Here is a 21,262-nt window from a genome sequence, read left to right as displayed (position 1 = left end):
AAGAGAGCTAGCAAAAGCCAGCCCTCTAGATGTATAAAAAATAATTAGACAGTGGTCGTGACTTGATTCTGAACCAAGACTTTCTTCTCCCAAACCCGGCTTCTCCATCTAAAGTACATTGTAATTCCTCTAAACCATTCGTCTACAATAAAGGCAATCCAGATTCCCGGCAGTCCAAACCCAAGGTGTATCCCTAAAAAATAGGCTAATGGGACACTTATTCCCCACATCGATATAAACCCCATAATAAGAGATATATTTGCATCACCTGTTGCACGTAAAGAATTTATAACAACTAAATTAAAGGTCCTTCCCGGCTCGAGAATGAGACATAGCAATAATAATGTACTACCCATAGACACAATTTCTTGATCTTTAGTAAAAAAACTCAACAGCTGTTCTCTAAAGAACGCTACTGTTAAAGCAATTGCCACTGTCATAATTAAACTATATCGCAGGCTTTTTAGTAATTGATGATAAGCAGCATTAAAATCTCTGGCTCCTGCCTTGTAGCCAATTAAAATTTGCGTCCCCTGTCCCATTGCAAGCCCGAAAACAAGTATAAAAGACATAATATTTTGTGTGTATACCCGAGTTGTTAACGAAGCAGCACCCAACAGTGCAATGATGGCCGTAATTGCAAGCTGGCTGAGATTGAAACAAATTTGTTCCCCAGCCGCTGGTACCCCAATCTTCATAATTCTCTTAATTTGAATACCATCAATTGTTATATAATCTTTTAATTTAAGATTTATCGGGATGCGATCATACAATAACTTTAAAATTAGAGCCAAGGCAATTGCCCTGCTAATCGCAGTTGAAATTGAAACTCCGATTACCCCCATTTCTGGGGCTCCCAGTAATCCATAGATTAAGATGGCATTTCCAATTAGGTGAATAACATTCATTGTAATAGAAACCATCATAGCGTCCCTAGTATAGCCATTCGCTCTTAGTATAGAAGAAACAGTTATCAAAACTGCTTGAAGAAATACTGTTCCTCCTACAATTGCAAGATACTGTTCTCCTAGTCCTGCGATATGTCCTGGCAGGTGGAATAAGCTTAATAGTTCTGTTCTAAAAATAACCATTAATAAACTGATTACCAGGCCAATCACAAGGTTGAGTGTAATCGAGATGGCTGTTACTGTTTTCACTTCGTCTTTTAAACCTGCACCCAAGTACTGAGAAAGCACAACAGCAGTACCACTTGAAACAAATGAAAAGATAAGGATGCATAAAAATATAAGCTGATTTGCCACACCCACGGCTGCGACAGCATCGTCCGAAATATGCGAAAGCATAATCGTATCAGTGCTGCCCATTATAACTTGGAGAAATAATTCTATAAAAATTGGCCAAGTAATGGTGAGTAAACTTATGGGCGGGGTGTTTTTATTTACGGATTTTTCCATTATAAATCCTCTTTTTTACCCTATTATTTTTTTAAATAAACCTCTAATTGTATATCACCCAACCGAAATTATTTTATTGATATAGTATTATTTTCTAAACTCTCTTAATTGCTCATTTAATTCCTTCGTTTGAGAATATACTTGTTGATAGATGGCAAATAGTTTCTTATAGGCATCAACATTTTCCTGTATAGGGTAATATGTCTTTGCCGTTTGGATAAATACCTCTGCACATTCTTTTAATGATGGATACCAGCCGCAGCCATATGCTGCTAACATTGCAGCACCCATTCCAGGTCCTTGTTCGCTCGTAAGCTTTTCAATTTTCGCATTAAAAATGTCCGCCTGCATTTGCAGCCAGGTATCATTTTTAGCACCTCCGCCAATTGAGATAACTGAGTCAATGATCTTTCCACTGCTTCTAAAAACCTCAATGGATTCATTTAACGAGAAGGTTATCCCCTCAAGGACTGCACGAGCAAAATGCTTACGCTCATGAGCTGCATCAACACCGATAAAGCTGCCGCGAATATTAGAATCAGCATGTGGAGTTCTTTCACCAACGATATATGGTGTAAACAACAATCCGTTGCTTCCAGCCGGAACTTCATCCACACCTGCTAACAATTGTTCAAACGCCTCTTCTTGCGCAAATGTATCTTTAAACCAGCTTAAACTATAGCCGGCAGCCAGAGTTACTCCCATTGTATAGTAAGCATTTTCTTCACTATGATTAAAGTAGTGAACCTTACCCTCGAAATCCAAATCATTTCTTTCTTCATAAGAGAGTACAACGCCAGAGGTACCGATACTTGCTAACGTTTTTGCTTCCGTTAAAATCCCTGACCCGATCGCGCCGCAAGCATTGTCTGCTCCGCCTGCAAATACCTTAACTGCTTCTGTTAATCCTGTTGCTTGCGCAAATTCTGCATTAATCGTACCAACGAACGCATGGGATTCTACCAAAGGAGGACACAATTCTCCTGAAAGTCCAAAAGCTTCTAACACTTCACCGCTCCACTCACGCTGAGCTACGTTTAGCAATAACGTTCCCGCGGCATCAGAATACTCCATGTGGATATTTCCTGTAAGCCGGTAACGTAGATAGTCTTTTGGGAGCACAAACACACTTGCACGTTGAAAAATTTCTGGTTCATTTTCCTTCACCCATAGAATTTTAGGCAAAGTAAAGCCTTCTAATGCAGGGTTTTTCGTTACTTCTAATAAACGTTCTCTGCCAACAACATTGTAGATTTCCTGACATTGTTTTGTGGTTCTCGTGTCATTCCACAAGATCGCGTTTCTTAGTACTTGATTGCTTTCATTTAATAAAACTAAGCCGTGCATTTGGCCGGAAAAGCTGATTCCTTCAATATCGTTTACATCTCCATCGAATTGATTGATCAGTTCCTTTACTCCTGCAGTTGTTTTTTCTACCCATTCTTCTGGGTTTTGTTCACTATAACCAGATTTTTCAATTATTAAAGGATATGATTTAGAAACTTCCTTACACATTTCACCTTTTTGATTAACAAGTAAAATTTTTACCGCACTCGTTCCAAGGTCAACCCCGATTACATACTTCATCCATATCATCCTTTTCTAAAAAAAGTGCTGGAGTAATAGGCTGCCAGCACTTTTTTTCATGTTTATATTGAGTATAGATTAAACTGTTACACTTGAAAGTGTTTCTAGTAAATATTGATTGATGATAGCCTTTAAACGCTCTGTTCTGCCTGATTGATTTTTGATTTCATTTAACTGAAGAGCATATGCTTCAAGCTCACGGAAGTTTGTTTTTCCTTCAACGATCTCTAAACCAATTCCTTTTGTATAGCTGCTGTAGCGCTCTTCGATAAAGCTTTCTAGAACTTTGTCTTCAAGTAACTTGTTCGCTACTTTTGTGCCGATTGCAAATGCATCCATACCAGCGATGTGTGCGTGGAATAGATCTTCTGGTTCGAATGAGCCACGACGTACTTTCGCGTCGAAGTTCAAGCCGCCTTTGCCTAGGCCGCCATTTTTCAAGATTTCGTACATTGCTAATGTGTTAGTGTACAGATCAGTTGGGAATTCGTCAGTATCCCATCCAAGTAATGTATCACCTTGGTTAGCATCAACAGATCCAAGCATACCGTTGATACGTGCAACATGAAGCTCGTGCTCGAATGTGTGGCCAGCTAATGTAGCGTGGTTCGCTTCGATGTTGAACTTGAAGTAGTCAGTTAGGTTATACTTTTGTAAGAATGCAATACCAGTAGCTACATCAAAATCGTATTGGTGCTTAGTTGGCTCTTTTGGTTTTGGCTCGATTAAGAATGGAACGTTTAAGCCGATTTCTTTTGCATAGTCAACTGCCATGTGGAAGAAACGTGCTAAGTTGTCTTGCTCAAGTTGCATGTTAGTGTTTAGAAGTGTTTCGTAGCCTTCACGGCCGCCCCAGAATACATAGTTTTCTGAGCCAAGTTCTTTTGCTACTTCTAACGCTTTTTTCACTTTCGCTGCAGAGTAAGCAAACACATCTGCATTTGGTGAAGTTGCCGCACCGTGAGTATAGCGTGGGTTTGTGAACATGTTAGCAGTGTTCCAAAGAAGTTTTGTCTTGCTAGTCTTCATGTATTCTTTAATCATACCAACGATAACATCTTGGTTTTCATTAGTTTCTTTTAATGTGCTTCCCTCTGGAGCGATGTCCACATCATGGAAAGCAAAGAAAGGGACGTTTAATTTTCCAAAAAATTCAAATGCAGCTTCTACACGTGCTTTTGCTTGGTCTAAGCCAGTGAAACGATCCCAAGGGCGGATTGCCGTACCTACACCAAATGGATCAGATCCATCTGCATTGAATGTGTGCCAGTAAGCAACAGAGAAACGAAGAAGTTCTTCCATAGTCTTGCCGTTAATTACTTCTTCTGGATTATAATACTTAAATGATAAAGGATTCTTAGATGAAGCACCTTCATACTTGATTTTGTTAACTGTTTCGAAATAAGCCATTTGGTTATTCCTCCTAGTAGTTGGTTGGTTTTAGGTTTCAGATTTAGTATGTAACTGCTTACAAGTTTATTTCTCTACTAATCTGTAACCTTTGTTTAATCAGATTATAGCAAGGCAATCTTAGTTTGTCTATTGAATAAACTAAGATTTTTAAAAAAATTTTTAAATCGCTTTAAATTAATTTTTTGTTAAGCTTTGTTCACATAGCCTTTTGTTTAAAGTGACGGCCTTTCCTTCTTCAATTGATTTATAACAAGCTTCAATAACACGCATATTGTTAAGGGTATTTTCAGCTGAGTAGGAAGGTTCACTGTTATTGATAATAGCCTTTGAAAAATGTTCAATTTGCACTTTATATTGATCTCCGGCTATACTCTCAGACCTGTCTCCGATGTTAATAACAGCGTCATGACTGACCACATCAGGTCGGTAGGCATGTGGTACAATGATTCTGCCCTTTGTCCCGACAATCTCGTATTCCTGTCTAAATGACATATCAAAACCAGAATCAATGACACAATTCACGCCATTTTCCATTTTCATATGGACGATTGCTGATAGATCAATTCCAGTTTGAGGACAAATTTCTGCAAATGCCTCTACCGTAACTGGCTCAGAACCAAGGATATTACGGACTGCATGGATGCAATAGCAGCCCACATCATAAATACTGCCTCCGCCCATTTCTTTATTCATCCGGATATTACCTTTTCGGTCTTCAAGAAAAAAAGAAAAACCAGCTCTTATGAATTTGATTTCACCTATCTCGCCCGATTTCATTATTTCTTGTACCCTTTTGTGCTGAGGATGAAATTGATACATAAATGCTTCCATGAATTTTACATTATTGTCTTTGCAAACTTTAATCATGTCTTCTGTTTCTTCAGTTGTTAGGGCGGCTGGCTTTTCAACAAGGACATGTTTCCCATTCTTGGCTGCCTCTTTTACCCATTTGCTATGTAAATGGTTCGGAAGAGGTATGTATACAGCTTCAACTTCTGGATCTCTAAGCAGTTCCTCATAGGATAAATAATAATTAGGAATTGAGAATTTTTCTGCCACACCCTTTGCTTTATTATCCCTGCTGGCAATGCCGACTAGCTCAGCGTTTTCTGAACGTAAAATGGCTGGAATGACCTGTGTCTGGGCAATTTCTGCCGTACTAATAACTCCCCAACGGGCTTTTCTCAATGGAATCGCTCCTTCTTGATAAATATAGGATAAAAGCATGTTTTCTTGTCTATAATTCACAAAAGATAATAACGAGCCCATTATAACACCGTTCCGAATGATTGTATATTCATTGAACAAAGTTTATGGTACTATTAAGGTACTACCAAATAAGGAGTTTTTGTAAGTGGAGACCATGACATGGAATCAGCAAGTAGTTAAAAAGAATAATAAAGCACTTGTACTACAATTGATTATGGAAAAAGAGCCCATTTCAAGGGCGGACATTGCTCAAGTATCAGGTTTACACAAGGCTACGGTATCTTCTCTAGTAAATGAGTTACTAGAAGAAGAACTTATTTTTGAATCAGGACCAGGGGAATCAAGCGGCGGGCGGCGTCCCGTGATCCTTCATTTTAACAAAGTCGCAGGATATGCGATTGGAGTTGATATCGGGGTAAACTATGTGTTATGTGTATTAACCGATTTGAAAGGCAATATTTTAATTGAGAATAATCAGAGAGTTAACCGAACCCCCTATCCAACTATCTTAAGCACTGTTCAAAATATGGTTCAGTCACTCATCGATGAAATGCCTGGCAGCAGGTATGGAGTTGTAGGCATTGGCGTGGGTGTACCTGGAATTGTAAACAAAGAGGGTTCTGTTCTTCTGGCTCCAAACTTAGGCTGGACCAACATACAGTTGAAAATGGACCTTGAGAAGCTATTCCAAGTTCCTGTCATTATTGAAAACGAGGCAAACGCTGGGGCTTTTGGTGAACAACAGTTTGGTGCTGGTCAGGACTATCAAAACATTATTTATATAAGCGCTGGAATTGGTATCGGTGTAGGTATTATCTTAAACAAAGAGTTATATCAAGGAAAAAATGGATTCTCTGGCGAGTTAGGACACATGATCATTGACATCGACGGAAAACCTTGCAGCTGTGGGAGCCGGGGCTGTTGGGAAGCATACGCATCTGAACATGCTCTGCTAGAAAAGGCTACTACCGATTCACTTGAGTCAATGATTACTTTAGCAGAGGAATGTGACCAAACCTCTCATAAACTTCTAGGGGAAATCGGCACCTACCTAGGATATGGTATCAATAATATTATTAACACCTTTAACCCCGACCAAGTAATTATAGGAAATCGGTTAGCATTGGCAAAGCAATGGATTGAGCAGCCCATCCGGACAACGATACAAAAACATACTCTCACTCATCACCAAAAAGAGTTGCAAATTGATTTTTCGAGGCTTGGAAAATACTCGACTGCATTAGGCGTGTCTGCTTTTGTTGTTGAGAAATTTATTAAAGAAGAAGTAAAATCTTCTTAATTGTTGTTTTGAAAAAAATTACTACATCCTTTCATAAAATAACCCTGCTTTTTTACGAGAGCAGGGTTATTTTTTATGCATGGTTTATGGCCTGCCATCAGTTTGATACTTCTGGTTAGCCTCATATCTGTAACTTTTTCTCTATACTAAACTCTTTTTCATCAAGTAATTTTCCGCCTAATGCCTGTATAACACCTGCTCCGCCATCATTTGTTGCACTTCCGCCAATACCAATTAATAGTTTTTTAACACCATGATTTAAACAGGCTTTTATTAATTGACCTGTACCGTAGGTGGTGGTAATAAGTGGATTTCTGTCTTCCTTTGGTACTAAATGAATTCCGCTTGCGCTAGCCATTTCAATTATCCCTGTTTCACTGTCTCCTAAAATACCATAGGACGCTTCTACCTCATTCCCAAGAGGACCGATTACTTTTAGTTTATAGATTTCACCGCCGGTTGCATCGACTAGAGATTGCATCGTGCCTTCTCCACCATCTGCCATTGGAACTTGAATAAACGTAATCTGGTCATTTGCTTTCTTTATTCCTCGTTCCATTGCCTCACATGCTTCTTTTGCCGTCATACTTTCTTTAAATGAATCTGGTGCCAACACTATAACAAAGTTTTTTTCATATCTTTCCACCATTTCCCTCACATTCTATCCTTTTCATTAATCTGCTCTGTAGAATTCAAACCCCTGATTATCAGTTACTTCTAAAGTTCACTTAAACATATGTAAAGAGAAGGCTGATTCCATAAAGGTCCTATCGGGCCACCTTTTTTGAAATCAGCCTTTTTATTTAGTGCAGGAAGTTTTGCACAAGAACTACTAGATTTTATAATAACTGGTTCATAAAATTAGTTTTTTATTACCTGTACTCTTTCATTTGAATGTTTCTTTAAAATATCTAGCAGCCCTTCGTTAATCTTGCAGTTTTTGAAGGCAAATGACTGCATAACAAGATCAATTTCCTCTTCAGAAAGATCTTTAAAAATCTTTGCATACTCTGGCTGGATTAAGGCCCCGGCATAGATGGTAAAAATGGCTTGGGAAAGGCTGGCCAGGTTATAACCATGGTGCATTTCCGGATTGACTACCGCTTCCAAATGGCTGGCCAATTCGGTCGCTAATTCTCTTGCCTTAAAGCCTGGAAGCCAAATCATCCAATCATCTGTATTTAACGCATGTTTCATTTTAAAAATCGAAGCAACTTTTCTCATATACTCTGACTCTGGGTCGAGGGTCACTAAGCCCATAACACCGACATCTTTATACGTCCAGGTGGTCCAATGGGCCCCAAATTCCTCAAAGATGTCTAGTTGATCATCCATTGCACTTAAACGGTCAGAAATTTCATTTTCCGGACCATTATAAACAGAACCAAACTCCCCTACCCAAAGTGGGACATTATACTTCTCTGCATATTTGGTGCCTTCATGGTTATAAAAGACTTCCTTTTGAACATCTTTATCCCAATACTGGCCGCTGACGACGCGCGGTGTTTTGGCATCGGCCACTCCTGGGTATGGCCCAGGCCCGAATCCGGCTGCTGTATAGTTATGACTGCTGTACACCAAATTTTTCGCAAAAGGAGCTTCTAGACCATCAAATAATTTCGAGTAGTTATCTCCTTCAAGGAAAATGATATGATCAGGGTCGATTGCTCGGATTGCTTCGACCACACGTCTGTAGATTCGATTCATTCTTTCCCAATCCGGCTTATAATTACCAAAGAAGGTCTGCGGAAAATCACCGTGAGGGGTGTTCACCGCAGGTTCATTCATGACATTATAGCCTACAATGACGCCTCTGCCTTTGTAACGGCGTGCAAACTCTTCCCATAGAGCGATAAATCGATCTTGATAGGTTTTGTCATGCCAGAAAAAGCTGTGACGCACATCGTTATCTGAATGCCAGTGAGTATTTTGGAAGCCCTGTACTGCATGAAGGTCGAGAATAACATATAGGCCGTGCTTTTCGCATAGATCAATGATTTTGTCCAGGCGCTCGAAGCCTGATTCTTTATACGTAAACGGTGCTTCATCGTCCTCAAAATGACGATAGTTTAATGGAATGCGGATGGTGGTTGCACCCCAGCTTTTAATAAACTCGATGTCGTCCTCACCAAAGAAATAATGGAGCATTCTATCAAATAAGAATTCCGCTTTTTCTTTTCCAATGACTTCCATAACTGTATGACGAAGAGCGTGCTCTGTACCAGTGTAGCCATTGATGAAGTCTTCCATGTTCATCCAGCCGCCAATGCATGTACCTCTAAGTTGAATGGGATTGCCTGATGTATCGGTAATTTTATTATTTTTCACCTGAAGCATTTCCATTATATATCCCTTCCCTTCTAAAAATTAATACTATAGTTCTTTATAGGTAAAGTAGTCGAAGTCGGCTGGCAGATTTCTGCCGCTTGTGTCTTGGCAGTGCATGCCGACGAAGGCGCCTGTGAATCCGTTTAGGCGAACGTATTCATCTGATAGTTTATAAGATTCAAAAGTTACTGGAATATCCGTCCAAGTTTCGCCATCGAAAGAATAAGCGTATTGATAGGTATGTTCCCTTACCTTCACTTTTAGGTGGACATACACCACAGATTTCGGAACTTGAATTTCTTTCCCCTGGAGCGGCTGCGAGAAAGTAAAGTTATCGGCAGTCATAATATCAATGATGCAGCCCTTTTCCTCATTCCAGGTAATTTGAACAGATGTCCAATTTTCCGTATTGTAATAGCATGTTAAGCCCGCTGCCTGCTGGAATGTATCCGGCTTGAACGCTACCGCCGTACTTGCATCAAAATGCATTGACTGCCAGCGACGTGCCACCAACGCTTGAGTAAAGCACGACGTTAACGACTCTTTGCCATAAATGCGCAAGTTTCCAGGTCGATCGGTCAATGACAGAAAGTCCTCTGTTAACGGAATCCGTAATGTCTGAAAATGATGGTTCAAGCTTTGGCTGTCGAAGTGGTCGACCTCATCATAATCCTTCTCCCATTTCACTTCTTCCATTTTCGGAGCTTCTACTTCAAGCGACCCTTGTTTGCCGCCGACAACATATGGCCAGCCGTCCCGCCATTCCAATTTTTGAATCGCAGTCTCTCTTCCCAGCGGACAAAAACCACGATAATCAAGCACTGGTTTATCCTCATGAGATAACGGTCTGCCAGTCAGGTGGGCCAGGTACCATTCATCCGTATGAGTGTGAACGATCGATGCATGTCCGCATTTTTGCAACGGATTGCGAGGATCATGCCAAGAAGAAAGGAACGGATGATCCGGATGAAGTTCATACGGCCCGTCAATATTTTTTGATCTTGCGAGAGTCGCAGTATGAGCGTAACGAGTTCCGCCTTCTGCTGTCAGCAGATAATAATAACCATCAATAAAGTATAAGTGCGGTCCTTCTGTCAACTTAATATCTGTTCCTTCAAAAATGTTCTTTGGTTTGCCGATCAAACGTTTTTCCTCATGGGAATATTCTTGTAGAACAATTCCTCCAAAGGAATGCTTATACGTTCTTTGATCCCATAACATATTGACGATATATTTTCTTCCATCCACATCGTGGAATAGGGACGGATCAAAACCTGAACTATTTAAATAAACCGGTTCGCTCCACTCACCATCAATCGTGTCACAGGTAGTCAGGTAATTGTGTGTATCTTTCCACGCACCAGAATGCATTTTTACATCGGAGTAAATTAACCAGAACTTGCCTTCAGCATGGGTTAAGCATGGTGCCCACACACCGCCTGAGTTCGGATTTCCTTTCATATCGATTAAGGAAACCCTGTTCAACGGACGTGATACAAGATGCCAGTTCACTAGATCCTTAGAATGATGGATTTGAACTCCAGGAAACCATTCAAAGGTAGAGACGGCAATATAATAATCTTCTCCGACCCTGCAAATGCTAGGGTCGGGATTAAAGCCTTTTAATATTGGATTTTGAATTTTCATTGTGTTCATTATCCTCTCGTTCTTAATACATTCAGAATTCGTTTATGTTCCTTTTCATCTAAGTTATAGAAGAAGATCGCTGCAAGCTCGATGATAACGAATACAGCCGGAATGACGGTCATCGTAATCAAAATCCCGTTCAAAGCCTCTGGAGTCTGAGCTTGGTTCGCAACATAACCAAAGTTGGCCAAAATCAAACCTGGAACAATTCCTCCAATTGCCATACCAAACTTGAAGAAGAAGCCAACCAATGCATAAATGACACCGCTTGCACGCTTGCCAGTCTTATATTCACCATAATCAATCGTTTCAGGAATTAACGCCCATGTAAACGCACCTGCTGTGATGGTACCAAGTGCTGCAATTAAACGTCCTGCAAATACAAGTGGAACCAAGGTTGGCGGAATCAAGAATAGAGCTAATAATCCAATTGCTTTTAAAGACAAAGCCGTAAACAATAGTTTTTTCTTACCCATCCGTTTATACATCATTGGCATTAATGGCATTAGGATTAGTGCAGGAAGTGTTCCCATTAAACCGTACCATTTAACTAATTCCGGTTTTGCAACGTTATACGTGACATAATAAATACCAACAGAGTTAACAATCGAGTTTACACCAAAGTTAAGAATAAAGAAAAAGCATACGATTAAAAGTGGACGATTGGTTTTTAATTGAACCCAGATATCTTTAAAGTTAATTTCTGCTTCTTTTGAATGATTAAGCGGAACACGTTCTTTTGTGTTATAGAAGCTATACAACAATAAGAGTGCCCCAATAATTCCCATGATTGTCATGGTGATTTGCCATCCAGAACCTGTTTCACCCGTCATATTTGTAAAAATTCCGGCTAAAAGCGGTACACCAAATGAAACGATTAATCCACCCATGTTGCCGAACAGCATCCGTACTGAAGTTAGGCTGACAACCTCTTTGTTATCTTGTGTAATCGCTGAAGTAAGCGCTGCATAAGGAATGTTAATCACGGAATATGTAATCGATAACATAATATACGTAGCATAGGCATAAACGAGTTTCATAGGATCAGAAAATCCAGGAGTGGTAAAGCACAGAATCGCTACCCCTGCAAACGGAAACGCACCATATAAAAGATAGGGACGAAATCTTCCATATTTAGTATTGGTTTTATCAATAACCGCTCCGATAAATGGATCGAGAACCGCATCAACCAATCGAACTACTAGGAACATTAATCCAGCTGCAGCGGCGGTAATTCCAAAAACGTCTGTATAGAAAAATAATAGATAACTACTTACAGTTTGATAAATGAAGTTACAGGCTAAATCCCCGGTAGCATAGCCGACCTTTTCCTTCATTTTAATTTTCTCTGGTGCTTCTACTACTGTTATTTTCTCAGCTAGACTTGTACTCATTTCGATTCCCCTCTACATGATAATTGCTAACACTTAGTTTATACAGTGTATAAACTAAGTGGATAATAATAAGCCTTCTTACACTCGGCTAAAGTCATCAGGATCTGCAAACATTCGTTCATCTGTGTTGAGGGCATTTATTTTGTCCATGTCCTCATGTGAAAGTTCAAAATCAAAGACATTAGCATTCTCTGCAATCCGGTGAGGTTTAACTGATTTTGGAATCGTCACTACCTCATTTTGGATATCCCAGCGAATGATAATTTGTGCTACTGACTTATTGTATTTCTTGGCAATTTCTACAAGGACAGGCTCTTCAAAAAGTCCACCCTGCATTAATGGAGACCATGCTTCAAGCTGAATCCCATGTTTTTTACAAAAAGCATGCAACTCCCTTTGATTAAAGCGTGGATGATATTCCACTTGATTGACCATTGGTTTAATTTCACAGTTGGCAATAATGTCTTCCAAGTGATGAATTTTGAAGTTACTTACACCAATAGCGCGGACACGACCATCTTTATAAAGTCTTTCAAGCGCTTTCCATGTCTCCATATATTTTCCTTGAGACGGCAGAGGCCAGTGTATCAAATAAAGGTCTAAATAATCCAGCCCCAGCTTTTTCATACTAACATCAAATGCTGCTAATGTTGCTTCATAACCATGATCGGCATTCCAAACCTTTGTGGTAATAAATAATTCTTCACGAGGTATATTCGACTCGGCGATTGCTTGGCCCACACCATCTTCATTTCCGTAAACGGCAGCAGTATCAATACTTCGATATCCCACTTCAACGGCAGCCTTTACCGAGCTGACAACTTCTTCCCCGTCTTGTACTTTAAAAACTCCCAAGCCAACCCATGGCATTTCCACACCATTAGTTAATATTGTTGTACTTTGTAAACCTTGCAGCATCAGCTACACTCCTTTTCCATCTGTTATCTTATGCTAAAACACTTTTATAGTCAGGTATGACCTGAACGATTCTCGCATCTAACTCTTGTAAAAGCATATTGATAGATTCTGTTAGTTCCTCATTTGGCTGAATGAGAGGCTTTTGACAATATCCCTCTAATCTAATTCCTCTAGAGACCATCGCTTGTTTCGTAAATGGGATAAAGGTTGGGCCAAAATCGTATAGCTCCATCATTTTATCAACAATGCTCTGAATATCAGCCACTTTTTTCAAGTCCTTTGCGTTAATTGCATTTACCCATGCGGAAAATACTTCTGGATATATGTTAGAAAGGCCGCCAATACAGCCATTTCCGCCGCTAAGAACATTATGCGCAAAGTTTTCATCAAATCCGGAATAGATAATAAAATCCGGGAACTCCTTCTGTACCGTTTGGATTAATTTTCTTGTATGTCCCATTTCCGTAACAGTATCTTTATATCCTTTAATATTTTTATGTTTCCGCAAAAGATTAAGCGTCACCTCAGGGGACAAATCGTGACCAGTCCTAGCAGGATAATTATATAAGTAAATATCTCCCTTTACCCTTGGAGCCAATTGGTCAAAATAGAACTCCACACTCTCATCCGAGAGATAATAATAATAAGGGCTAATTATCATCACACCATCAGCGCCTGCATCAATTGCGTAGTTGGATAGTTGAACCGTATCTTCTACCGTCATGCACGCAGTTCCGATATATACTTTGGTCCGGTGATTCACATAGCTTACCGCTAAGTCAATCAACTCTTTTTTCTGGGCATCTTCCATAAAGGAAAATTCACCGGTACTGCCCATAATTACCAAACCGTCTACTCCCCCATTTATTAGGAAATCATAAATATTTTTGTTAGCCTGATAGTCCAAATTGCCCTCAGAATCAAAAGCCGATACCACAGGCGTTAAAAATTGAGCTTTTTTCAATAGACCTCTCTCCTTGGAATCTACCAGGCCCTCAATCTACCAAAGCCTGCTGTAGATCCTAATAATAATAAAAATGTTTCTTTCATTTGCTAGTATAAATACAAGTTAATGGGTAACTTTTTCCTTATTATCGTCCGCTAGCGCTTTCATTCCTGCATTCAACACCTCTATGATTCGATCGGTGTCATAGACACTTCCGCGCCAGGTTCCGCCACTAGCGGCTTGAAGTGCAGCCCATAATCGTGTATCATCCGGTAAACCTGGATCAGGTTTAAGGTCTGGATGAGTCTCACGTTCTTCTAATACTCTAGCTGCCTCTTCTATCGACAACTGCTTATCCTTTGTTCCAATAAAGTTAACGGAACCAATTAATTGATTTCTGTCCACTATAATTTCAATTACATCACCATCTCGTAATTTACCAACTGGTCCCCCCGCCAAGGCTTCTGGACCTACATGGCCAATACAAGCACCAGTCGATACACCTGAAAAACGGGCATCTGTAATCAATGAAACATGTTTTCCATAGGATAAATGCTTTAAGGCAGAAGTTAATTGATAGGTTTCTTCCATTCCTGTCCCAAGTGGTCCTCCTCCCATAACTACCATAATGTCACCCGCTTCAATTCCACCTGTTTTAATCGCCTTGATTGCTGCTTTTTCAGATGTGAAAACCTTTGCTGCGCCAGTATGGCGATAAATACCATCTTCCCCAACCACAGATGGATCAATGCTAGTTGATTTAATAACTGAGCCTTCAGGTGCAAGGTTTCCTTTCGGAAAGGTAACCGTCGAGGTTAACCCACGTTGTTTTGATTGGGTTGGACTCATAATCACTTCATCCGGTTGTATTCCATCATGTTCCACCAACAGTTTTCTAAATTTTGCACGTCGTTCTGAGGTTTCCCACCAATCAAGGTTTGCTCCAAGTGTTTCCCCTGTAACGGTAAGGACATCCTCATGCAGCAGACCTAGTTTCCTTAGATGAAGCATTACTTCTGGTACTCCTCCGGCTAAAAACGCTCGAACGGTTGGATGGTTATCTGGTCCGTTTGGTAATACATTTACTAAGCGTGGTACTAACTTGTTAATTCTTTCCCAATCATCTACCGTAGGAATTCTGCAGCCGGCAGCATGTGCTACAGCTGGAAGATGTAAGAGCAAATTGGTTGAACCACCAAAAGCAGCGTGTAGGATCATGGCATTTTCAATCGCTTTATCAGTAATGATATCCTTTGTTGTAATGCCTTTTTTCTCCATTTCCAACGCGGCGCGAGCTGACTGTTTGGCAATCTCTTCCCAAACAGGCTGGCCGGATGGTGATAAAGCAGAATGAGGCAATGCTAATCCTAATGCTTCCACCACTACTTGCGAGGTACCGGCAGTTCCTAAGAATTGACATCCCCCTCCGCTAGAGCCACATGCTACACAGCCAAGTCTTGCTGCTTCCTCCAATGTAAGCTCATTATTGGCAAATCTAGCACCAATTGTTTGAACCTTGCCAGCATCTTCTCCTTCTGTAGGAGGAAGTGTTGCACCACCTGGAACTAGAACGGTTGGAAGATTGTGCATGGATGCCAGAGCAATCATCACCGCCGGCAAACCCTTATCACATGTAGCAACCCCTACAACCGCCCGCCTTGTCGGAATAGACCGGATTAGGCGCCTCATCACAACAGCTGCATCATTACGATAAGGAAGGGAGTCAAACATCCCCGTTGTCCCTTGGGATCGGCCATCACAGGGATCGCTTACATAACTAGCAAATGGGACACCGCCTAGTTTAGTAACCTCTTCAGCAGCTGCTCTCATTTGTAATCCTAGTTCATAATTTCCGGTATGATATCCTAAGGCAATCGGTGTTCCATCGTGATCCCGAATGCCTGCCAAAGTTCCAATAATCAGTACTTGTTTACCAAGGAGCTTAGCCGGTTCCCAGCCCATTCCGGCATTTTGGGTCATTCCAAAAATATCGCCGCTAGGCAGTTCACGCAACATTTCAGGAGTCAGTGGTAGTGAACCCTTCGGTCCTGCACCATGAGTCTTTATGCTATAGATGGATTGATTTTCTTCTCCAAAAATTAATTGTAATGACATCGTAACCTCCCATGTAATAACGATTTACAGCTTTTGAATGTTATTTGGTTTTATAATATAAAACCATGTTCTATTATATTGTTTCGGGTTGATTATAGCATACCTATTTCTTTGTAGAAAGGGAAAATGTGCCTATTACTTTACAAATCAGTTTTTTTGACCATTTTGATTTACATATGTTTATATCTATTGTTTGTTATAATAAGATATAATTTTATAATATAAAACAAAAAAGGAGTCATTTATGCCAATTATTCAGTCTGTTGAACGGGCTTTGAAAATTCTAGATTTATTCGATGAGCATAAGTCAGAGCTTAAAATTACCGAAATTAGTGAGATGATGGGGCTTCATAAAAGTACTGTTCACTCCCTATTAAAAACACTTCAGGTACATTCCTATATTGATCAAAACCCTGAGGATGGAAAATACAGATTAGGACTCAAACTAGCGGAACGAGGAAATTTAGTCATCAACAATATGGATATAAGAAAAACTGCAAGGAAGTACCTGCTCGATCTCTCTACCAAAACAGGGCAAACTGTCCATTTGGGGATTTTGGATGGCCGGGAAGGTGTATATATCGATAAAGTAGAAGGGGAACAATCCATTATTCGTTATTCTCGTATTGGTCGAAGGCTTCCCCTGCACTCTACTGCCATTGGAAAAGTCCTTTTAGCCTATCAACCACTGAATGAAACAGAAATCTTATTAAAAGATTATGAATTTCAGTATCAAACCACCAGCACCATTATGAATGAGGTCATTTTTCGAAAGGAACTTGAAAAGGTTAAGCAACAGGGATTTGCAATAGATGACCAAGAAAATGAACAAGGTGTGCGGTGTGCAGCTGTGCCCATTTTCAATGGAAAGGGTCAGGTACTAGCAGCAATCAGTATTTCCACCTTAATTTCGCGTGTAGATGATGAGGAAATGAATCAATTTGTTCAGCTCCTCAAAACATCCTGTATCGAACTTTCGGAACAAATGAGATATGTAAATGAATAATCCCTAATAAGGCAAGTGGAGAATCCTTTATCTTCACTTGCTTTTTTGTTTTCTATTTTTAACTGAGGAAAACCGGAGCATAATTCTATATCCAATTGGTAATAAAAAAAGTTAGTTGTTTGGATATACAAAGTTATGGAACATCAGTTATAATATATTTGTAAATCACTATTCTATTCGATGGGGAGATATTATGGAAAAAAACTCAAAACCAAATGAGCCTTTAGTTACTCACATTTACACCGCAGATCCTTCCGCGCATGTGTTTGAAGGAAAACTTTATATTTATCCATCTCATGATCTTGATCACGATGAACCTTCAAATGATAATGGCGACCAATATAAAATGGAAGATTACCATGTCCTATCTATGGATGATGTAACTTCACCTGTTGTTGACCACGGGGAAGCGCTTCATGTAAAGGATGTTCCATGGGCATCTAAACAAATGTGGGCACCTGATGCAGCTTATAAAAACAACACGTATTATTTATTCTTCCCGGCAAGAGATAAAGATGGCATTTTTAGAATCGGTGTCGCAACAAGCCCTAATCCTGCAGGTCCTTTTACGCCAGAGGAAAACTACATACCAGGCAGCTTCAGCATTGACCCAGCTGTATTGGTGGATGAAGATTCAAAGGCCTATGTTTATTTCGGCGGCCTTTGGGGAGGTCAGTTGGAAAAGTGGCAGACTGGTACATTTGTTCCAGACGCTGAAGGTCCCGCACCAGATGCACCTGCATTAGGACCTAGAGTAGCTGAACTAAGTGATGACATGCTTACTTTCAAAAGTGAGCCAAAAGAAATTTCCATTGTTGACGAAGAGGGCAACCCAATTCTTGCAAGTGACGAAGACAGAAGATATTTTGAAGGTCCATGGGTTCACAAATACAATGGTCTTTACTATCTATCTTATTCAACTGGTACAACTCATAAAATTGTTTATGCAGTGAGTGAGAATCCACAAGGGCCATTTGTCTTCAAAGGAACGATTCTTACTCCAGTTATTGGCTGGACAACACATCATTCGATTGTTGAGTTTAACGACAAATGGTACCTGTTCTATCATGATTGCGAGTTATCAGATGGTGTAAACCACAAGCGCTCTGTGAAATACACTGAACTAAAATATAATGAAGATGGAACGATTCAAACCATTGATCCATATGGAGATAAATAAGCAAATAAGCAGAAAAAAGGCTGACTTCTAGTTGAAGCCAGCCTTTTTTCAGGTATACTATTTAATCCTCGTAGCTAATACTTCAGTGATATCTGCCATAACTTTTCCAACTTCTTGATTTGCATCTATTCTTACCATTCTTTCGGGAAACATCTTCATTACTTCTTCATAGCCTTCCCGAACATTAACATGGAAATTTATTTCTTCTAAATCTAACCTATTTATTTCTCTTTCTTTATTTTTGGCAATTCGACTTAACCCGATCTGGGGATCCAAATCCAGGTACAAAGTTAAATCCGGCATTAAGTCTCCAATAGCAAATTTGTTAATGGAATAGACCTCATTAATACCTAACCCTCTAGCATATCCCTGATATGCTAAGCTGCTATCTACAAACCTATCACATAATACAATATAGCCTTCATTAAGTGAAGGTATTACCTTTTCCACTAAATGCTGTCTTCTTGCTGCTGCATAAAGGAGAGCTTCTGTCCTACCCTCCATTTTAGTGTTTTTTTTGTCTAGTATAACAGAACGAATTTGCTCTGCAATATCAATTCCCCCCGGCTCTCTTGTTACAACCACCTTTTTTCCACCAGTCTCTAATGAGTCTTTTATGAAATTAATGATGGTTGATTTGCCAGATCCCTCGACTCCTTCAAGGGTAATAAAGTAACTCATATAAACTTCTCCATTCATGTATTCAATTTAAAAACTTACTCTCACAATTTTGATTTGATTACGGTTGAGGAAAGAGCCTCCTTGAAATCTCGCCCCTGCATTCATTAGTTGGGTAAGCTGTTTCACCTTTTCCTCCGTAATTAACTCCCCCATTAACAAAAGTGGAATACCCGGCGGATATGGAATAATTGTCTCCGCGCAAACCTGCCCTGCTGCTTCTGAAATGGGTAATAGCCGTTTCTCCATATTAGACAACTTGTCATGGGAAATTGCTAACTCAGATATCTTTCCTGTACTGACTAGGGTTGCCTCTTCCTCAACTGGATAATATGGTATTTCCTCTAGTAGCTCTTTTATTTTTTTACCTGCTTTTTCTAATGGATATTCTTGGTTATCCTTCAATAAGGGAAGGATAAAAAGGACATTATAAGGATCTGCTAATTCTGTATAGATGCCTATATCTTCTAATCTTTTCTGGAGTTCAAATCCACTTAACTTAGACCTTGACTGTATGGTTACTTTTAATGTATCTCCAGGTAAGTCAGGATACTCTAGTACCTTAATGCTTTGAATCGCTGCCAGCTCTTTTTTAAATTTCGATATTTCTTGTTTTAAGTAGACTAAATCGTTCTCATAATACGTTGCTAAGTAGTTTCTCGCTAAATCTAGTGAAGCCATGATAACGTATGATGGGCTGCTAGACTGAAGCATTTGCAAGTAGTCCTTTACCTTATCGAGGTTGACTCTTTCACTGTTTATATGTAAATAAGAACCCATAGTCATGGCCGGCAAGGTTTTATGTGCTGAGTGCACCACCATATCCGCCCCTAATTGTATTGCGGACGCCGGAAAGGGCTCACCAATAATTAAATGAGGGCCATGGGCTTCATCTACTAATACTGGTATGTTTTTTAGGTGAGCAAGGTCAATGATACTTTTTAAATCATATACCAAACCATAATAGTTTGGATAGGTTAAGACAATCGCTTTCGCATTTGGATAGAGGGAAATGGCTTTTTCCACGATTTCTTTCGAAACTCCAGTTGACGTTTTCCATTCTGGATTATATTCAGGTTCTAAAAAAATGGGTCTGGCCTTTGCTAACTTTATAGCATTTAAGACTGACTTATGGCAATTTCGTTGAACAAGGATAACATCATCCTTCTCACAAACTGACAGGATCATAGCTATATTGCCGACAGTTGATCCATTTACCAAGAAAAAACTTTTCTTAACCTGATAAAGTGCTGCTAAGAGCTCCTCAGCCTCTTTAATTACGCCTTCAGGGGAGTGCAAATCATCCAAACCAGATAGTTCTGTTGCATCAAGTTTCAGAAGTTCCCTAAAGATATTTTGGGATTGCTTGTTTAAAACAACTCCGGACTTATGGCCTGGAACGTGAAATGAAATTGGATCTGTATTTTTATAATGAATCAATGCTTCATATAACGGAATTCGACTTTGTTTATTCATTGGAATACTCCTTTAAAAGAGTCTCATTCATTTTACATGACCTCTCCCTTTTTAAGCAAAAAAATAAAGTCCAAATGGACTTTTTATGAAAAAATTTCTGGCGTTGTTACTTTCTTTAACTGTTTAAGATAATATTTATATTTTGGATCATGTGTTTCTGTTTGAATTAAGTCTTTTTCACAATCAGTACATATAAACGAGGTATATAGATGTATCCCTTTTGGTTTTAGATCCTCACATATAACGCATGTTTCGTGATAATGACTATGTGCTGCTGAACTCAACCACACCACCTCCATACATCTATTGTTCCCGACATTTTCAATTGTATACAATATTTAGAATTATCATCTTCAGGGCATCCCTCGATATATCTTATGTAGGTAAATGCTTTTGGGTGTATGTCTAGTAACGATTTATTGAAAAACACTTCGTACTTTTTTTATTTTTTTATAAACCTACTGCTTTAGTTTAATAACGTCGCTGCACGGGCACGATTCTCTTACTGTCTTTTTGTCGTATAAAAAAAGCACAACCCTTATCAGGTTGTGCTTCGTGTGCCTGGCAACGTCCTACTCTCACAGGGACAAAGTCCCAACTACCATCGGCGCTGAGAAGCTTAACTTCCGTGTTCGGTATGGGAACGGGTG

Annotated in this window: 17 protein-coding genes and 1 rRNA gene (1 of these 18 running past the window's edge); 3 read left to right on the top strand and 15 right to left on the bottom strand. The window is 39.7% G+C overall.

Going from position 1 to position 21,262, the window contains the following annotated elements; all coding sequences use genetic code 11:
* Positions 1-44: 44 nt before the first annotated feature.
* The 4 genes from QNH29_RS00255 to QNH29_RS00240 form a co-directional block, all read right to left on the bottom strand.
* Entirely contained in the window at positions 45-1,415 is a 1,371-nt protein-coding gene (locus QNH29_RS00255) for an MATE family efflux transporter (protein WP_283862955.1), read from the bottom strand.
* Between the two features lie 87 nt (positions 1,416-1,502).
* The gene (xylB, locus tag QNH29_RS00250) at positions 1,503-3,002 is read right to left on the bottom strand and encodes a xylulokinase (protein WP_283862954.1); all 1,500 of its coding nucleotides are present in this window, start codon (positions 3,000-3,002) and stop codon (positions 1,503-1,505) included.
* A 78-nt stretch (positions 3,003-3,080) separates the two neighbouring features.
* Positions 3,081-4,412, bottom strand: a complete 1,332-nt coding sequence (gene xylA / locus QNH29_RS00245) for a xylose isomerase (RefSeq protein ID WP_283862953.1) — start codon at positions 4,410-4,412, stop codon at positions 3,081-3,083.
* Positions 4,413-4,589: 177 nt separating this feature from the next.
* Positions 4,590-5,663, bottom strand: coding sequence for a Gfo/Idh/MocA family protein (locus QNH29_RS00240; RefSeq protein ID WP_283862952.1), 1,074 nt, complete (start codon positions 5,661-5,663; stop codon positions 4,590-4,592).
* 115 nt (positions 5,664-5,778) lie between these two features.
* Between QNH29_RS00240 and QNH29_RS00235 the strand changes: the two genes are divergently transcribed.
* Positions 5,779-6,924, top strand: a complete 1,146-nt coding sequence (locus tag QNH29_RS00235) for an ROK family protein (RefSeq protein WP_283865496.1) — start codon at positions 5,779-5,781, stop codon at positions 6,922-6,924.
* Positions 6,925-7,045: 121 nt separating this feature from the next.
* Here QNH29_RS00235 and QNH29_RS00230 read toward each other — a convergent pair whose 3' ends face one another.
* The 7 genes from QNH29_RS00230 to QNH29_RS00200 form a co-directional block, all read right to left on the bottom strand.
* Positions 7,046-7,573, bottom strand: a complete 528-nt coding sequence (locus tag QNH29_RS00230; protein WP_283862951.1) for a glycerate kinase — start codon at positions 7,571-7,573, stop codon at positions 7,046-7,048.
* 212 nt (positions 7,574-7,785) lie between these two features.
* Complete coding sequence (locus QNH29_RS00225) at positions 7,786-9,267, bottom strand: glycoside hydrolase family 5 protein (protein ID WP_283862950.1); 1,482 nt, start codon at positions 9,265-9,267, stop codon at positions 7,786-7,788.
* 30 nt (positions 9,268-9,297) lie between these two features.
* Positions 9,298-10,899 carry a glycoside hydrolase family 43 protein gene (locus QNH29_RS00220; RefSeq protein ID WP_283865495.1) on the bottom strand — a complete coding sequence of 534 codons (1,602 nt, stop codon included), beginning with the start codon at positions 10,897-10,899 and terminating at the stop codon, positions 9,298-9,300.
* A gap of 8 nt (positions 10,900-10,907) precedes the next feature.
* Positions 10,908-12,293, bottom strand: a complete 1,386-nt coding sequence (locus QNH29_RS00215) for a glycoside-pentoside-hexuronide (GPH):cation symporter (protein WP_283862949.1) — start codon at positions 12,291-12,293, stop codon at positions 10,908-10,910.
* Between the two features lie 78 nt (positions 12,294-12,371).
* Positions 12,372-13,211, bottom strand: coding sequence for an aldo/keto reductase (locus QNH29_RS00210; protein ID WP_283862948.1), 840 nt, complete (start codon positions 13,209-13,211; stop codon positions 12,372-12,374).
* 28 nt (positions 13,212-13,239) lie between these two features.
* Positions 13,240-14,175: a dihydrodipicolinate synthase family protein gene (locus QNH29_RS00205; RefSeq protein WP_283862947.1), complete on the bottom strand. Its 936-nt coding sequence runs from the start codon at positions 14,173-14,175 to the stop codon at positions 13,240-13,242.
* Between the two features lie 105 nt (positions 14,176-14,280).
* Positions 14,281-16,272 carry a YjhG/YagF family D-xylonate dehydratase gene (locus QNH29_RS00200; RefSeq protein ID WP_283862946.1) on the bottom strand — a complete coding sequence of 664 codons (1,992 nt, stop codon included), beginning with the start codon at positions 16,270-16,272 and terminating at the stop codon, positions 14,281-14,283.
* Positions 16,273-16,516: 244 nt separating this feature from the next.
* Here QNH29_RS00200 and QNH29_RS00195 point away from each other — a divergent pair, with 244 nt between their 5' ends.
* Both QNH29_RS00195 and QNH29_RS00190 read left to right on the top strand, forming a co-directional pair.
* On the top strand, positions 16,517-17,278 hold the full coding sequence (locus QNH29_RS00195; RefSeq protein ID WP_283862945.1) for an IclR family transcriptional regulator: 762 nt from the start codon (positions 16,517-16,519) through the stop codon (positions 17,276-17,278).
* Positions 17,279-17,471: 193 nt separating this feature from the next.
* Positions 17,472-18,458, top strand: a complete 987-nt coding sequence (locus QNH29_RS00190) for a glycoside hydrolase family 43 protein (RefSeq protein ID WP_283862944.1) — start codon at positions 17,472-17,474, stop codon at positions 18,456-18,458.
* Between the two features lie 57 nt (positions 18,459-18,515).
* Here the strand turns inward: QNH29_RS00190 and tmk are convergent, their stop codons facing one another.
* From tmk to rrf, 4 genes are all read right to left on the bottom strand, one after another.
* Entirely contained in the window at positions 18,516-19,139 is a 624-nt protein-coding gene (tmk, locus tag QNH29_RS00185) for a dTMP kinase (RefSeq protein WP_283862943.1), read from the bottom strand.
* A gap of 27 nt (positions 19,140-19,166) precedes the next feature.
* Entirely contained in the window at positions 19,167-20,612 is a 1,446-nt protein-coding gene (locus QNH29_RS00180) for an aminotransferase class I/II-fold pyridoxal phosphate-dependent enzyme (RefSeq protein ID WP_283862942.1), read from the bottom strand.
* An 83-nt stretch (positions 20,613-20,695) separates the two neighbouring features.
* Positions 20,696-20,911 carry a sigma factor G inhibitor Gin gene (locus QNH29_RS00175; RefSeq protein WP_283862941.1) on the bottom strand — a complete coding sequence of 72 codons (216 nt, stop codon included), beginning with the start codon at positions 20,909-20,911 and terminating at the stop codon, positions 20,696-20,698.
* Between the two features lie 260 nt (positions 20,912-21,171).
* Positions 21,172-21,262, bottom strand: a 5S ribosomal RNA gene (gene rrf / locus QNH29_RS00170) (it continues 25 nt past the right edge of the window).

Source organism: Neobacillus sp. DY30 (assembly GCF_030123065.1).
In the GTDB taxonomy this organism is placed as follows: Bacteria; Bacillota; Bacilli; order Bacillales; family Cytobacillaceae; genus Neobacillus.
Note: the sequence above shows the minus strand (reverse complement) of the source record. Positions and strands in the feature narration are given on the sequence as shown.